Here is a 14,218-nt window from a genome sequence, read left to right on the forward strand (position 1 = left end):
CGGTTCAGGCCGACTTCGTCTCGTCCTCGTCGACGGAGTCCTCATCGGCGTCGTCGTACGCCGAGTACTCGGGCCACTTGTCGAGGTCCTCTTCGAGGCGGGGGTTGCCGCCGAGTTCACGCTCGAGCGCACCGTAATTGGTGTCCGGGCTGAAGTACTTCAGATCCCGAGCCACCTTGGTGTGCTTAGCCTTCTGACGGCCGCGCCCCATGCGTGACCCCCTCGTGTTTTTCTGGCGAATGGGAGTGGAAAAGACTGGCGGCGAGTCTAACACGCGGCCGCTTTGGAGCATCCGTCAGCCGTCGGAGAGCGACCCCGGGACAGTCGATCCCCCACCGGTACGCTAGACCGGGTGACCGAGGCGCGAACGGACACCTCCGTGGTGATCGTGGGGGCGGGCCAGGCCGGCCTCTCGGTGGCGTTCTATCTGCGGCGCCTAGGGCTCGATCCCGGCAACGACTTCGTGATCCTGGATCGCGGCCCCGGCCCCGGCGGCGCGTGGCAGTTGCGCTGGGAGGCCCTCAAGCTCGGCTACGCCCACCGCGTCAACGACCTTCCCGGCATGGACGAGCTGGGGCTGAGCTTCGACTCCGCCGATCGGAAGGTGCCGGCGAAGCAGGTCGTGGCCGACTTCTACGCGCGGTACGAGGAGCACTTCGGCCTGCAGGTCGTGCGACCGGCCGACGTCACGCGCGTCGACCCGACGCTCGACGGCGTCGTCGTCCACTTCGAGGGGTCGTACGGCTCGCGGGAGGTCTCGACGACGGTGCTGGTCAACGCGACGGGCACCTGGGGCGCGCCGTTCGTGCCGTGGTATCCGGGGATGAACGACTTCGCGGGCCGCCACCTGCACACGAGCGAGTACCGGGCGGCCGAGGAGTTCCGCGACCAGGACGTCGTCGTGGTCGGCGGCGGCACGAGCGCCATCGGCTTCCTGCTCGAGCTCGAAGGGGTCGCCGGCTCGATCACCTGGTGCACGCGCCGGCCGGTCAACTACCTCGACGGGCCGCAGGATCTCAACATCGAGGCCGGCGCCCGCGCGGTCGCGCTGCAGGATGAGGCCGCGCGCGAGGGACGGGCTCTGCCGAGCATCGTCTCGACGACCGGCGTGCCCCGTTCGCGCCGCATCCAGGCCGCGATCGAGCGCGGCCTGCTCTCGCCGCGCGGGATGTTCAGCTCCATCGAACCGGACGGCGTGCGCTTCCCGGACAGCGGTTTCCAGCACGCCGACGCGATCATCTGGGCGACCGGCTTCCGGCCCGAGCTGCGGCACCTCGCGCCACTGAAGCTGCGCGAGAAGGCCGGTGGAATCACCGTGGGGCAGGGCGCGGCGACCCGCAACGCCCGCGTCTTCTTCGCCGGGTACGGACCGACCGCGTCGACGATCGGCGCGAACCGCGCGGGGCGCACGATCGCGCGCCAGGTCATCGCGACCCTGTCCTCGCTGGACCGGTAGAGCGGGCGCTACCGCTCAGCGCGCCTGCGGCGCTACTCGACCCGCTCGAGCGCCGCCCACACCGCGACCGCGGCGGCCGCGCTCCACGCCTGCGGGCGACAGGCGGCCGGGTACGGGGTGGGCGCGGGGGTCGTGGTCGCGGGGTCGCCGCCGTAGAGCTCCGGCATCCGGTACTCGAACGCGACCGCCGCCCGCAGCAGGCCCTCGGCCAGGTCCGCCGCCTCGTCACCGAACCCCTCCGCTGCGAGTCCGGTGATGGCGATCGCGGTGTCGTGGGTCCAGACGCTGCCGCCGTGGTAGCTGAGCGGCCAGTATCCGGCGGCGTCCGTCGAGAGGGTGCGCAGGCCGTACCCCGACGCGAGCTCGGGGGAGACCAGCCGCTGCGCCACCAGGGCGGCCTCGTCGCGGTTGAGCAGTCCGGTGCCGAGAAGGTGACCGATGTTGCTCGTCACGGTGTCGACCGGGCGCTTGTGCGCGTCGAGTGCGATCGCCGGATAGGCGCCGGCGGGATCGTCGATCCAGAACGCGGTGCGGAAGCGCTGCGCGAGGGCCTCCGCCCAGGCCCGCCAGGCATCCCCCTCGCCGTGATCGCCGAACGCGTCGAGCAGCTCCGCGCCGTCGAGCGCCGCGCGGTGCGCATACGCCTGCACCTCGCACAACGCGATCGGTCCCTCGGCGAGACGTCCGTCGCGCCACTGCACCGAGTCGCCGGAGTCCTTCCATCCCTGGTTCGCGAGCCCGCGCCCGGAGGTGTCGACGTATTCGAGCAGACCGTCGCCATCGCTGTCGCCGGCGTCGCGCATCCAGTGCAGGGCGGCGCGCAGGTTCGGAGTGAGCGCCCGCACCTCGCCGTCGGGCAGCCCGGCGCGTCGGGCATCGGCGAGCAGCGACACCCAGAGCGGCGTCGCGTCGATGGTGCCGTAGTAGCGCGGCGGCAATCGGATGCCCTGGCTCGGCAGCGCGAGCTCGTCGCGTCGCAGCTCGTGCAGGATCTTGCCCGGCTGCTCGGCCAACCCGGGGTCGTCGCGCGTGCCCTGGAGGGCGGCGAGCACCCGCAGCGTGCCGCCCGCCATGCGGGTGTCGAGCGGGAGCAGCATCCGGGCCGCCCAGATCGCGTCGCGCCCGAACAGCGTGAGGAACCACGGCGCGCCGGCGGCGAGGAAGGCCTCGCCCGGCAGGTCGGAGGTCTCGAGCCGCAGCGCGTCGAGGTCGCCGAGCGCCCGGTCGAGCCAGCGCGCGAGCCGGTCGTCTGCGGGCCGGGATGCCGGCCGCGCGATGGTCGCGGGACCGGCGGCCCGCACGACGGCGTGCTCGTCGCGCACCCGCAGCGCGAGGCCCGCCGACCCCGCCCCGTGCGCCGGCACCCGTAGCCGCCCGCGCATCGCGATCACGGGAGGGGTGAAGGAATCCGAGAGGGTCGCGTCCCAGCCCGCGCCCGTGATCCGGGCCCGGACGCCGCCGCCGGACCACTCGATTCCCTCATCCGTCCTGGTCGGGGAGATGCCGGCCCCCGGGATGACGCCCTCCTTCACCGCGGACATGGGCGTGAGGTCGGGCTCGAGCTCCACGACGAGCTCGACGGCGAGGTCGTGCGGCAGCCGCGAGCTCAGCTCGAAGCGGTGCTCGACGCCGTCCGCGGTGACGCGACGGGTGAGCGTGCCTCGCACGTCGGGGTCGGCGCCGGGTCCGTCGAGCCCGCGGAAGAGCGTCGTGAACTCGACGGTACCGGCATCGATCGAGGTCGTGAGCAGGTGCTCGCCGACGGCACCGCCCACGGTGAGCCGCAGCCCGCGCAGCACCCGGATGTCGCCGACGTACACGCCGTGCACCGGTTCCGCGCCGATCCCCCCGTCGGCGCCGGACCACACCTGGACCGGCGCGTGCAGGGCGACGACCGCCTCGTGGAGCAGGGGCTGCAGCCCGTGTGCATGCGGTGCTGACGACATCCCGACCTCGCGGTTCTCCGGGGCTCCGATTGACACCCCTCGGACGGGGGGTAACATAACACCCGTTCTTTGATCGTTCAAACTACTCTCGGTCTCGCGAGGTTTGATCGTTCGAATCCGGCGAGGAGGCCAGATGCCGACGAGCGCGACGGTGCAGGGGGGCGGCGCGCAGCTGCCGACCGTCGACGACGTGGCCGCGCGTGCGGGCGTCTCTCGGCAGACCGTCTCCAACGTGCTCAACTCGCCCGAGGTGGTGCGCCCCGCCACGCGCAACCGGGTGCAGCTCGCGATCGACGAGCTCGGCTACCGCCCGCACGCCTCCGCCCGGCGGCTGCGCACCCGGCAGAGCTCGACCATCGGCATCCGGCTCGATCCGGTCGCGGGCGGCATCTCCGGCTCGATCCTCGACCGCTACCTGCACGCCCTCGTCGCCCACGCCGACGGGCGCAGCATGCGCATCACGCTGTTCACGGCGAGCGATCCTGCCGACGAGATCGCGCACTACGCCCGGCTGCGCGACGGCGCCGACATCGACGGCGTCGTGGTCACCGCGACCCAGTACGACGACCCGCGCATCGAATGGCTCGCGCGCGAGCGGATGCCGTTCGTCGCATTCGGCCGGCCCTGGGGCGCCGAGCGGGCCGACGATCCCGATCGCCTCTGGGTCGACGTCGACGGCCGCGCGGGCGTGCGTGCCGCGACCGAGCATCTCATCGGCCGGGGCCTCACCCGCATCGGCTTCCTCGGCTGGCCGGCCGGCTCCGGCACCGGCGATGACCGGCGCTCGGGCTGGGAGGCCGCGATGGTCACCGCGTTCGGCCTGGGCGCGTCGGCCCTTGCGGAGCTGACGATCGAGGCGACCGAGGGCGTGCCGAACGCGCGCATCGCGGTCGAGCGTCTCCTGGCATCCGGGGCCGGCCTCGACGCGCTCGTCTGCGCGAGCGACGCACTCGGCCTCGGCGCCATGATGGCGGTCCGCGAGGCGGGTCACCCGCACTTCCCCGTGATCGGGTTCGACAACACGCCCGTGGCCAAGGCGGTCGGGCTCTCGAGCGTCGACCAGCGGCTGGACGTCGTCGCGCGCGCGACTCTCGAGCTGCTCATGGGACCGGAGGGCACGCGTGTGCTGCCGCACGGCAGCGCCGCCGCGGATGCCGCCCATCGCCTGATCACCCCGCAGCTCATCGTCCGCCGGTCGAGTCACCTGGCGCCCGTCGAGGAGGCCGGAGGCAGCAAGGCCTTCGATCACAACGAAAGGGAGCAAGAGGAATGAAGATCACAAGGGCAGGGGCGGTCCTCGTCGCCGCCGTCGCCGCGGTGACGCTCGCCGCGTGCGGGTCGGGGTTCAACTCCGGCGGCGGCAAGCAGGAGTCGAAGAAGCCGCTGACGGTGCTCATCGGTTCATCGGGTGCCGCCGAGACGACCGCCGTCAAGCAGGCGGTGGCCGACTGGTCGAAGAAGTCGGGCATCAAGGCCACGGTGCAGGCGGCATCCGACCTCAATCAGCAGCTCGCGCAGGGGTTCAGCTCGGGCAAGCCGGCCGACGTGTTCTACCTGTCGACCGACGCGCTCGCCGGGTACGCCTCGAACGGCTCGATCTACGCCTACGGCGACAAGCTGGCGAACAAGGACGACTTCTACCCGAGCCTGGTGAAGTCGTTCACCTACGACGGCAAGCTGCAGTGCGCGCCGAAGGACTTCTCGACGCTCCAGCTCATCATCAACACCGACGCGTGGTCGAAGGCCGGGCTCACCGAGGCCGACTACCCGACGACCTGGGATCAGCTCACCGCCGTGGCCAAGAAGCTCACGACCGGCACGCAGACCGGTCTGGTGATCGGCGGCGAGTACGCGCGCGTCGGCGCGTTCATGACCGAGGCCGGCGGCAACCTCATGAACGCGGACAGCACCAAGGCGACCGCCGACTCCGCGGCCAACCTGAAGGCCCTGCAGTACGTGCAGGACAACCTCAAGGCGGGCGACTTCAAGTACGCGGCCGACGTGGGCGCCGGCTGGGGCGGCGAGGCCTTCGGCAAGCAGCTCGGCGCCATGACGATCGAGGGCAACTGGATCACCGGGTCGCAGCAGAACGACTACCCGGACGTGAAGTACAAGGTCGTGCCGCTGCCCAAGGGACCGGCCGGCGCCGGCACCCTGCAGTTCACCAACTGCTGGGGCATCGCGGCCGACAGCAAGAACAAGTCGGGCGCGGTCGACCTGGTCAAGGCGCTCACGAGCAAGAGCGACCAGCTCGCCTTCTCGAAGGCGTTCGGCGTCATGCCCTCGATCCAGTCCGCCGCGGGTGAGTGGAAGAAGGAGTTCCCGAACCTGGCGCCGTTCCTGGAAGCCGCCTCGTACGCGAAGGGCGTGCCGGCGGCGAAGGGGTCGGCCGACGTGGTGTCGGACTTCAACGCGCAGGTCGCGAAGCTCACGACCGCCGACCCGAAGACGATCCTGTCGTCGACGCAGAAGAACCTCGAGGCGCTGCTGAAGTAGCGGCCTCGAGCCCAGGTGACGAGGATCGGGAGGGCGGACATGACCGCTGCGACCATGCCGACGCGCCGGAGCCGCGGGCGCTCCGGTCGTGGGATCACGCGCGGGCAGGCGGCCGCGGGCTGGCTGTTCACCGCTCCCGTCCTCGTCATCCTGGGGCTGTTCCTGCTCGTGCCGGTGCTCATGGCGCTCTGGGTGAGCGTCTCGGACTGGACCGGGCGGGGCAGCCCCATCTCCGGTGACGTGCACTTCATCGGCGCGCAGAACTACGGGCAGGTGCTCTGGGCGGGCGGCCTGGCCGAGCAGGACTTCGGCGTCGCCCTGCGCAACAACCTCTGGTACGTGCTGCTGGTCGTGCCGACGCAGACGATCGTCGCGCTGTTCCTGGCGACGATGGTCAACCGCCGCCTGCTCAGGCTGCGCGGGGCGTTTCGCACGGCGTACTACTTCCCGTCGGTCACGAGCTCGGTGGCGATCACGGTGCTGTGGCTCTTCCTGTTCTCCACGAGCGGCGCGATCAATGCGGTCATCGGCTGGTTCGGCGTGAAGGGGCCGAACTGGTTCAACGACCCGGATGGCATCTTCCACTTCGGCGCGCAGAGCGGCCCGCGCTTCCTGACCGGCCACACGATCCTCGGCGTGAGCTGGTGGGACTGGATCGGCGGCCCGAGCGTCGCGATGTTCGCCTTCGTGCTGCTCGCCGTGTTCACGACGAGCGGCACCTTCATGCTGCTGTTCCTCGCCGCGCTGCAGAACCTGTCGGGCGACGTCGAGGAGGCCGCGATGGTCGACGGCGCGAACGGCAGGCAGCGCTTCTTCCGCGTCACGCTTCCCCAGCTCAAGCCGACCCTGTTCACGGTCATCACGCTGGGCCTCATCGGCTGCTGGCAGGTGTTCGACCAGATCTACACCGGCACCCGCGGGGCGCCGTCGAAGACGACGCTGACGCCGGCCTACCTCTCGTACCAGGCGGCGTTCGAGGGCAACCAGTGGGGACAGGGCGCGGCGATCGCCTTCATCCTGTTCGCCATTATCATCATCTTCACGCTCATCCAGCGGTGGGTGCTCGCCGAGCGGGCGGTGTCGAAGCGGCGGATGCGGTGGATCACCGACTACCAGCGCACGGCCGCGCGCTCCGGGACGGGGGCGGCACGATGACCGTGACGACGCCGACCGAGCTCGCGGAGGGCGCGGCGCTGGTCGGCGGCGCGACCCGGCCCGCCCGCCCGCTGCGCACCCGCGAGCACTGGACCCCGGGGCGCATCGCCGGCCAGGCCGTGGTCTACGTGATTCTCGTGGCGATCGCGGTGTTGTACATCTTCCCGTTCCTCATCGACGTGGCGACGTCGTTCAAGACGGAGCCGGATGCCGCGGCCCACCCGCTCTCGCTCATCCCTCAGGTGTGGACGACCGCCGCCTACGAGAAGCTGTTCCTCAACTCCGACTTCCCGGTCTGGTTCAAGAACTCGCTCATCGTGACGCTGCTCGTCACGGCGGGTCGGGTCTTCTTCGACTCTCTCGCCGGATACGCGCTCTCGCGGCTGCGGTTCCGCGGGCGCAACGTCGTGTTCGCGCTCGTCGTCGCGGTAATGGCGGTGCCGAACGTCGTGCTCATGCTGCCGAAGTTCCTCGTGATCAACCAGCTCGGCATCTACGACAGCTACACCGGCATGATCCTGCCGCTGCTGACCGACGCGGCCGGCGTCTTCATCATGAAGAACTTCTTCGAGTCGATCCCGGTCTCGGTGGAGGAGCAGGCCCGCATCGACGGCGCCGGCACCTTCCGCATCTTCTGGTCGGTCGTGCTGCCGATGGCGATGCCCGCGCTCATCACGATCATCATCCTGAGCTTCCAGGGATCGTGGAACGAGCTCGAGCACTTCATCATCTCGACCCAGGATCCGTCGCTCACCACGCTGACCAAGGGCGTCGCGATGCTCTCGAACGGGCAGCTGAGTCAGGGCACCCAGTACCCGCTCAAGCTCGCCGCGGGAGCCATCATGACGATCCCGGTCGCGATCGTGTTCTTCATCTTCCAGCGCCGGATCGTCAACCAGAGCACGGGGGCGGTGAAGGAGTAGGGGCCGCTCAACCGGCGACGGCGACCGTGACGAGGTCGGCGACGACCACCGCCGCGACCCCGACGACCAGGTTCGCCGCGACGCTCAGCAGCACGGTGCGCCACCGGTTCGCCATCGCGAGCTGCACCGTCTCGGTGCTCCAGGTGCTGAACGTGGTGAGCCCGCCCGCCAGACCGCCGAGCACGATGAGCCGGATGTCGCCGCCGATCAGGTGCGCGTCCGACAGCCCCAGCACCACGCCCCCGATCGCGCAGCCCACCGCGTTGACGACGAAGACGGCCCACGGGAGCCGGCGGCGCGGCATCCCGGTCAGGTGCGTCGCGCCGTAGCGCAGCAGCGCGCCGATCGCGCCGGCTCCGAGCGCGGCGATGACGACCATCACTCGTCGGCCTCGATCGGCTCGGGTCGGCGGCCGAAGCGCAGCCCGAGGAACGCCGCCGCGAGCCCCAGGGCGACGGAGAGCACCAGGTACACGACCGCGAGCCAGCCGGCGCCCGAGCGCGTGAGGGTCACGAGCGACACCGCGAACGCCGAGAAGGTCGTGAAGGAGCCGAGCAGCCCGGTGCCGAGCCCGGCCTTCAGCCAGGTGGCCGCGATCGGCCAGATCCGGGCGACGAGCAGGGCCAGCAGGAAGGACCCGACGATGTTGATCACGAGCGTCGAGAGCGGGAACTGCGCGTCGCCGTGCGGGATGAGCGCGTCGAGCCCGAGTCGCAGCCCGGTGCCGATGATCCCGCCCAGCAGGACGGCCAGAATCGGCATCAACGCGTGCCGGCGCCGGCGGAGGCACCCTTCGCCGCGGGCTTGTCGGCCGCGGGCGGTGCCGCCTTCGCGCGCACGGCCTGATCCTGCACGGCCTTCTGACGGGCGGCCTGCTTGCGTCCCGTCGGTGTGGCGGCCGGCGGCATCGGCCGGCGCATCACCGGGCGCAGCGGCTCGCCGCGGCGATCCTGACCGGGCAGCGGGCGCGAGCGGCGACCGTAGATCATGTCGGACGAGTCGAGGAGCCACGGCACCAGGGCGAGCACGACGCCGTGCACGAGCATGAGCTTGTGCCGGATGCGTCGGGCCGCGTGGTTGTGCAGCATCGATTCCCACCAGTGGCCCACGATGTACTGCGGCGTGTACACGGTGACGACCTCGGAGCCGTGCTCCTCCCGCCGGTGCTTGATGTACTTGATCAGCGGCAGGCTGATATCGCGGTACGGCGAGTCGAGGATGCGCAGCGGCACCTTGATGTTGTGCGCCTCCCACTCCCGCTCGAGCTCCTCCGACGCGACGTCGTCGATCGACACGTGGATCGCCTCGATCGAGTCGTGCCGCGCGGCGATCGCGTAGTCGAGCGCCTTCAGCACGGGCTTCTGCATCCGGCCGACGAGCACGATCGCGTGGTCGCCGGTGGCGCCGAACGTCGTGGTGGCGTCGGCCTCCACCTCTTTGCTCACGTCGCGGTAGTAGCGGTTCACCCCGAGCATGAGCACGAACAGGACCGGCATGATCGCGAACACGATCCACGCGCCCTGCGTGAACTTCGTGATCGTCACGACGACGAGCACCGAGAAGCTCATGAGCGCGCCGATCGTGTTGACCACCATGTAGGCGCGGTGCAGGCCCCGACCGTCGGGCGTCTCGCGGATGAGCCGGCGCCAGTGCCGCACCATGCCGGTCTGCCCGAGGGTGAACGAGACGAAGACGCCGATGATGTACAGCTGGATGAGCGCGGTGACGTCGGCCCGGAAGATCACCTCGATGATCGCCGCGGCCAGCGCGAGCGCGATGACGCCGTTCGAGAAGATGAGGCGGTCGCCGCGGGTGGCGAGCGACTTGGGGGCGTAGCGGTCGGTCGCGAGCACGGAGCCGAGCAGCGGGAACCCGTTGAAGGCGGTGTTGGCCGCGAGCAGCAGCACCAGAGCCGTGAACGCCTGCACGCAGAAGAACAGGATCGAGTTGTCGCCGAACGTGCTCGAGGCCAGCTGCGCGATCATGCTGCGCTGCGGCCCCGCATTACAGGCGAAGCCGACCAACTCCTTGCAGGGATCGGCGGCGTAATGCACCTTCGCGATGAGCCCGATCGCGACGAGCCCGATGAACATGAGAATCGCCGCCGACCCCATGAGCACGAGCGTGCGCTGGGCGTTCTGGATCTTCGGACGGCGGAAGGCCTGGACGCCGTTCGAGATCGCCTCCACGCCGGTGAGGGCGGAGCATCCGGTCGAGAACGCGCGCAGCAGCAGGAGCACGAACCCGGCCTGCGTGACGTCCTGGGTGGCCTTGACCGCGTAGTGGGCGCTCTCGGCGACGGGCGCGTCGCCGAGCGCCGTGCGCACGAGCGCGGTGACCACCATCACGCCGATGCTCGCGATGAAGAGGTAGGTCGGCAGCGCGAACGCCTTGCTCGACTCGCGCACGCCGCGCAGGTTGACGGCGGCGAGCACGACGATGAAACCGACCGCGAGCTCCACGCGGAACGGGTTGAGCACCGGGAAGGCCGAGATGATGTTGTCGACGCCCGACGCGACCGAGACGGCGACGGTCATGATGTAGTCGACGAGCAGGCCTGCGGCCACGACCAGCCCGGCCTTCTCGCCGAGGTTCTTGCTCGCCACCTCGTAGTCGCCGCCGCCCGACGGGTACGCCTTGATCAGCAGACGGTAGGAGAGCACGACGACGAGCAGCAGCACGACGACGACGGCCGCGACCCAGGGCGTGAACGCGAGGAACGCGAGCCCGCCGCCGAGGAGCACGAGCATCATCTCCTGCGGCGCGTAGGCCACGGAGGAGAGCGCATCGCTGGAGAAGATGGGCAGCGCGAGGTGCTTGGGCAGGAGCTGCCCCTCGAGCTTGTCCGAGGGGAGCGGCTCGCCGATCAGCCAGCGCTTCGCGCGGCGCTCCGGTTGGTCGCCCGCCGTCGACGCATCGGTCGACCGCTCGTCAGTCACGGGTGGCCAGCGTACACTCGCGCGCACCCGGCCGCGGCGCACTCAGGCGGGTATATGCATCCGTTCAGGAACCGTTGCGCGCGGCGCCGATCACTTCGCGTCGCAGGGACGTGAGTCCCGTGCGCAGCAGGTCGACGACGGAGGATTCGAGCCGCCCCTCGGCGGCCAGCTGCCGCAGCTCCGAGCGCAGCTCGAACCGGAACTCGTTGACCGCCGACTCGGCCTCGTGCAGCCGGCCGCGGGATCGCATCCGGGCGTCGTCGACCCGCTCGACCCGCTCCGCCTTCGCCTCGCCGCGCGCCTCGCGGGCGGCGGCCGCGAGGTCCGCGCGAAGGGAGCGCATCGCGTCGTCGACCGACGAGCGCACCTCATCGGCGAGCCGGCGCACCGAGTCGGTGAGCTCGCTCTCGATGCCGTCGAGGTCGCTCTCGCGTCCGGCGAGCTCGGCCCGGCCCGCATCCGTGATCGCGTAGACGGTCTTGCGGCCGTCGGCGGTCTTGGTCACCAGCCCCTCCTCCTCGAGCTTGGCCAGGCGGGGGTAGATGGTGCCGGCGCTCGGCACGTACGTGCCGCCGAAGCGGTCGGCCAGGGCCTGGATCAGCTCATAGCCGTGCATCGAGCGCTCGCCGAGGAGGCTGAGCAGGTACAGCCGGAGGTGGCCGTGCGCGAAGACCGCCGGGCTCATGCCGATGCCGTGGCGCGCACCGCGTGCAGCACGCTGACGTTGCCGCTCACGGAGTTGACCCGGAAGTCGAGCCAGCGCCGGTCGAGCTCGCCGAACTTGCCGGTCCACCGCCCGCGCACCCCGGTGATCTGGGTCGCGTCGAGTTGCAGCCGGCCGCTGACGGTGCTGATCGTGTAGGCGGCGGGCACGTCGGCATCCAGGCGCAGGGTCGTGTCGCCGCTCACCGTGTTGACCTTCACCTCGTCGGGAGTGCCGGTGAGATCGAGCATGACCTCGCCGCTCACGCCGTCGCACGTGAACCCGAGCACCTCGCCCGCGACCGTCACGTCGCCGCTGACGGTGTGCACCGCGACCTTGCCGTAGTGGTTGCGCACGGCGATCTCGCCGCTGACCGCGTTGACCTGCAGGTCGCCGTTGACGCCGTCGGCGGTGACGTCGCCGCTCACCGTGCTGATCGACGCGTCCTCGTGGAGGCCGCTCACGAGCGCCGTCGCGGAGACGACGCCGAGCCGCAGGGCGACCTCGCGCGGCACCATGATGCTCACATCCGCACTCGCTGTCCCACGAAACGATTTGAAGGCCTCGATCCAGTTGTCCCACCGGATCTGCGGGTGGTCGATCTCGAGGGTGTCGCCGGTGACGGCGACCTTGAGGTCGCGGCCGCTGACCGAGTGCACCTCGACGCGGGTGCCGGGTTCGTCGTGCCCGATGATGTCGACCTGACCGCGGATGAGGCCCACCTTGAGGCGGCGGATGCCCTCGACGTCGATGGTCTTCGGCCCCTCGAGGAGCCACTTGTCCTGAGCCATCACGGCCCTCCTTTCGCGATATATCGCGTCTCGTCCCACTCAAGATATATCGCGTCCTCCGCCTGACGCAACCCGTCGCCCGCGAATGACCGAATTTGGCAGGCCCGTGTCACTCGGACCTGCAAATCGTGGTCATTCGCGAGCGGGTGCCGGGGGTTGAGGTTGACGCTGCGTCAAGTTGTAGCGTCGGGGTGTGGAGCGCACGACGGGGGAGTGGAGCATCCAGGAGGTCGCCCGCCTGGCCGGCACGACGAGCCGCACCCTTCGCCACTACGGCGACGTGGGGCTCGTCCAACCGAGCCGGGTGGGCGCCAACGGATACCGCTACTACGACGCCGACGCGCTCGTGCGGCTGCAGCGCGTACTGCTGCTGCGCGAGCTCGGCCTCGGCATCGCAGGCGTCGCCGAGGTGCTCGCGGGCCAGACCGACGACGCGCACGCCCTCGGCGACCACCTGCGGTGGCTGCACGACGAGCAGGCGCGGATCGGGCGGCAGATCGCGAGCGTCGAGCGCACCATCCGAGGAATGGAAGGAGGTGAACAGATCATGGCGGAGACGATGTTCGACGGATTCGACCACACGCAGTACGAGGCGGAGGTCACCGAGCGCTGGGGCGCCGAGGCGTACGCGAAGAGCGACGCGTGGTGGCGCGGCCTGTCGGCCGACGAGCGCGCGGCGTGGAAGGCGCGGGTCGCGCTGCTGCAGTCCGACTGGATCGAGGCGTGGGAGAGCGGGGCGACCCCGGACTCCGGCGTTGCCCAGGCGCTCGCGCAGCGTCAGTACGACTGGCTGAGCGGGATGCCCGGCACCCCGCAGACCGCGGACGGCCGGCCGACGAAGGCCTACTTCATGGGTCTCGGCGACATGTACGTCGCAGACCCGCGGTTCGGCCGGCACTACGGCGGCGTCGAGGGCGCGACCTTCGTGCGCGACGCGATGCACGCGTTCGCCCAGGCGAACCTGTAGGGCGCGCCGGGGGGACGAGTTGCTAGCGCTCGTCCCTCTGCGCGATCGCGCGCAGGTCGGCATAGCCGCGCGCATCGTCGCGGTTCGCGTTCCGACCGCCGGCGAGCAGCCCGGCGGGGCTCCACGCGCTCAGCACGAACGGGCGCGCGCGCGCGGCGGCGGGCTTCTCCGGCTCGCCGCCGGGCACCCGCAGCAGCGGCATGGCGACGTGCACGAGCGGTCCGACGAAGACGACGAACGCGACCGTGCCGAGCCCGACCTGGCCGCCGAGCAGCCAGCCGATCACGAGCACGGAGCCCTCGAGACCGGTCCGGATCGCCCAGATCGGCCACGAGGTCCGGGCACGCAGTCCGGTCATCAGCCCGTCACGCGGGCCCGGGCCCATGCGGGCGCCGATGTAGAGGCCGGTCGCGAACGCGAGCAGCAGCAGTCCGGCCGCGAAGACGAGGCCCTGCACCACGGGCTCGGTCTGCTGGGGCACGATCCACAGCCCGAGCTGGGCGCTCGGCCCGATGACGAGCACATTGAGCACGGTGCCGAGGCCGGGACGCTGACGCAGCGGGATCCAGAACAGCAGCACCAGCGCCCCGACCAGGTTCGTGACCAGCCCAAACGCGATCCCCGTGCGATTCGAGACGCCCTGTGCCAGGACGTCCCACGGCGAGAGCCCGATGCCCGCGCGCACCTCGAGGGAGATCGCGATGCCGTAGAGCACGAGTCCGCTCAGCAGTTGGGTGAACCGCCGCGCCCGGATGGCGGGGCGGTCGCCCCGGGTGGGGAACGCGATGGAGAGGGCCACATGACCATCCAACCCAGCGATTGGACTGGTTACAAAGGGCCAA

General features: G+C 70.7%; 14 protein-coding genes. 6 read left to right on the plus strand and 8 right to left on the minus strand.

Features of this window, described 5'->3' with window-relative positions:
- Positions 1-4 precede the first annotated feature (4 nt).
- Entirely contained in the window at positions 5-211 is a 207-nt protein-coding gene (locus tag ABD285_RS04605; RefSeq protein WP_284254094.1) for a DUF3073 domain-containing protein, read from the minus strand.
- Between the two features lie 141 nt (positions 212-352).
- Between ABD285_RS04605 and ABD285_RS04610 the strand changes: the two genes are divergently transcribed.
- Entirely contained in the window at positions 353-1,456 is a 1,104-nt protein-coding gene (locus tag ABD285_RS04610; protein WP_284254095.1) for an NAD(P)-binding domain-containing protein, read from the plus strand.
- Between the two features lie 32 nt (positions 1,457-1,488).
- Here the strand turns inward: ABD285_RS04610 and ABD285_RS04615 are convergent, their stop codons facing one another.
- Positions 1,489-3,402 carry an MGH1-like glycoside hydrolase domain-containing protein gene (locus ABD285_RS04615; protein ID WP_344200698.1) on the minus strand — a complete coding sequence of 638 codons (1,914 nt, stop codon included), beginning with the start codon at positions 3,400-3,402 and terminating at the stop codon, positions 1,489-1,491.
- A gap of 133 nt (positions 3,403-3,535) precedes the next feature.
- Between ABD285_RS04615 and ABD285_RS04620 the strand changes: the two genes are divergently transcribed.
- Genes ABD285_RS04620 through ABD285_RS04635 form a run of 4 tightly spaced genes read left to right on the plus strand, consistent with a single transcriptional unit; the run spans position 3,536 to position 7,976 of the window.
- The gene (locus ABD285_RS04620; RefSeq protein ID WP_344200701.1) at positions 3,536-4,675 is read left to right on the plus strand and encodes a LacI family DNA-binding transcriptional regulator; all 1,140 of its coding nucleotides are present in this window, start codon (positions 3,536-3,538) and stop codon (positions 4,673-4,675) included.
- The gene (locus ABD285_RS04625) at positions 4,672-5,898 is read left to right on the plus strand and encodes a sugar ABC transporter substrate-binding protein (protein WP_284254097.1); all 1,227 of its coding nucleotides are present in this window, start codon (positions 4,672-4,674) and stop codon (positions 5,896-5,898) included. The genes ABD285_RS04620 and ABD285_RS04625 overlap by 4 nt, the downstream gene beginning before the upstream one ends.
- Before the next feature lie 39 nt (positions 5,899-5,937).
- Positions 5,938-7,053: a carbohydrate ABC transporter permease gene (locus ABD285_RS04630; protein WP_284254098.1), complete on the plus strand. Its 1,116-nt coding sequence runs from the start codon at positions 5,938-5,940 to the stop codon at positions 7,051-7,053.
- Positions 7,050-7,976 (plus strand): carbohydrate ABC transporter permease, encoded by a 927-nt coding sequence (locus ABD285_RS04635; protein WP_425564937.1) that lies wholly within the window; start codon positions 7,050-7,052, stop codon positions 7,974-7,976. The genes ABD285_RS04630 and ABD285_RS04635 overlap by 4 nt, the downstream gene beginning before the upstream one ends.
- Before the next feature lie 7 nt (positions 7,977-7,983).
- Here the strand turns inward: ABD285_RS04635 and ABD285_RS04640 are convergent, their stop codons facing one another.
- From ABD285_RS04640 to ABD285_RS04660, 5 genes are all read right to left on the minus strand, one after another.
- Complete coding sequence (locus ABD285_RS04640) at positions 7,984-8,355, minus strand: FluC/FEX family fluoride channel (protein ID WP_284254099.1); 372 nt, start codon at positions 8,353-8,355, stop codon at positions 7,984-7,986.
- Positions 8,355-8,738, minus strand: coding sequence for a fluoride efflux transporter FluC (locus tag ABD285_RS04645; protein ID WP_284254100.1), 384 nt, complete (start codon positions 8,736-8,738; stop codon positions 8,355-8,357). The genes ABD285_RS04640 and ABD285_RS04645 overlap by 1 nt, the downstream gene beginning before the upstream one ends.
- Positions 8,738-10,915, minus strand: coding sequence for an APC family permease (locus ABD285_RS04650; protein ID WP_425564938.1), 2,178 nt, complete (start codon positions 10,913-10,915; stop codon positions 8,738-8,740). Before ABD285_RS04650 ends, ABD285_RS04645 begins: the two co-directional genes overlap by 1 nt.
- 64 nt (positions 10,916-10,979) lie before the next feature.
- Positions 10,980-11,600 (minus strand): PadR family transcriptional regulator, encoded by a 621-nt coding sequence (locus tag ABD285_RS04655; protein ID WP_344200707.1) that lies wholly within the window; start codon positions 11,598-11,600, stop codon positions 10,980-10,982.
- On the minus strand, positions 11,597-12,409 hold the full coding sequence (locus ABD285_RS04660) for a DUF4097 family beta strand repeat-containing protein (RefSeq protein ID WP_284254101.1): 813 nt from the start codon (positions 12,407-12,409) through the stop codon (positions 11,597-11,599). Before ABD285_RS04660 ends, ABD285_RS04655 begins: the two co-directional genes overlap by 4 nt.
- A gap of 193 nt (positions 12,410-12,602) precedes the next feature.
- Here ABD285_RS04660 and ABD285_RS04665 point away from each other — a divergent pair, with 193 nt between their 5' ends.
- Positions 12,603-13,376, plus strand: coding sequence for a MerR family transcriptional regulator (locus tag ABD285_RS04665; protein ID WP_284254102.1), 774 nt, complete (start codon positions 12,603-12,605; stop codon positions 13,374-13,376).
- Positions 13,377-13,398: 22 nt separating this feature from the next.
- Here the strand turns inward: ABD285_RS04665 and yczE are convergent, their stop codons facing one another.
- Complete coding sequence (gene yczE, locus ABD285_RS04670; RefSeq protein ID WP_344200711.1) at positions 13,399-14,175, minus strand: membrane protein YczE; 777 nt, start codon at positions 14,173-14,175, stop codon at positions 13,399-13,401.
- Positions 14,176-14,218 lie beyond the last annotated feature (43 nt).

This window comes from Pseudolysinimonas kribbensis, from assembly GCF_039531715.1.
GTDB classification, from domain to species: Bacteria; Actinomycetota; Actinomycetes; order Actinomycetales; family Microbacteriaceae; genus Pseudolysinimonas; species Pseudolysinimonas kribbensis.

Coding starts and splice junctions, on each gene's coding strand:
- ABD285_RS04605 (WP_284254094.1), bottom strand. CDS start 211: ATGGGGCGCGGCCGTCAGAAGGCTAAGCACACCAAGGTGGCTCGGGAT.
- ABD285_RS04615 (WP_344200698.1), bottom strand. CDS start 3,402: ATGTCGTCAGCACCGCATGCACACGGGCTGCAGCCCCTGCTCCACGAG.
- ABD285_RS04620 (WP_344200701.1), top strand. CDS start 3,536: ATGCCGACGAGCGCGACGGTGCAGGGGGGCGGCGCGCAGCTGCCGACC.
- ABD285_RS04625 (WP_284254097.1), top strand. CDS start 4,672: ATGAAGATCACAAGGGCAGGGGCGGTCCTCGTCGCCGCCGTCGCCGCG.
- ABD285_RS04630 (WP_284254098.1), top strand. CDS start 5,938: ATGACCGCTGCGACCATGCCGACGCGCCGGAGCCGCGGGCGCTCCGGT.
- ABD285_RS04635 (WP_425564937.1), top strand. CDS start 7,050: ATGACCGTGACGACGCCGACCGAGCTCGCGGAGGGCGCGGCGCTGGTC.
- ABD285_RS04640 (WP_284254099.1), bottom strand. CDS start 8,355: ATGGTCGTCATCGCCGCGCTCGGAGCCGGCGCGATCGGCGCGCTGCTG.
- ABD285_RS04645 (WP_284254100.1), bottom strand. CDS start 8,738: ATGCCGATTCTGGCCGTCCTGCTGGGCGGGATCATCGGCACCGGGCTG.
- ABD285_RS04655 (WP_344200707.1), bottom strand. CDS start 11,600: ATGAGCCCGGCGGTCTTCGCGCACGGCCACCTCCGGCTGTACCTGCTC.
- ABD285_RS04660 (WP_284254101.1), bottom strand. CDS start 12,409: ATGGCTCAGGACAAGTGGCTCCTCGAGGGGCCGAAGACCATCGACGTC.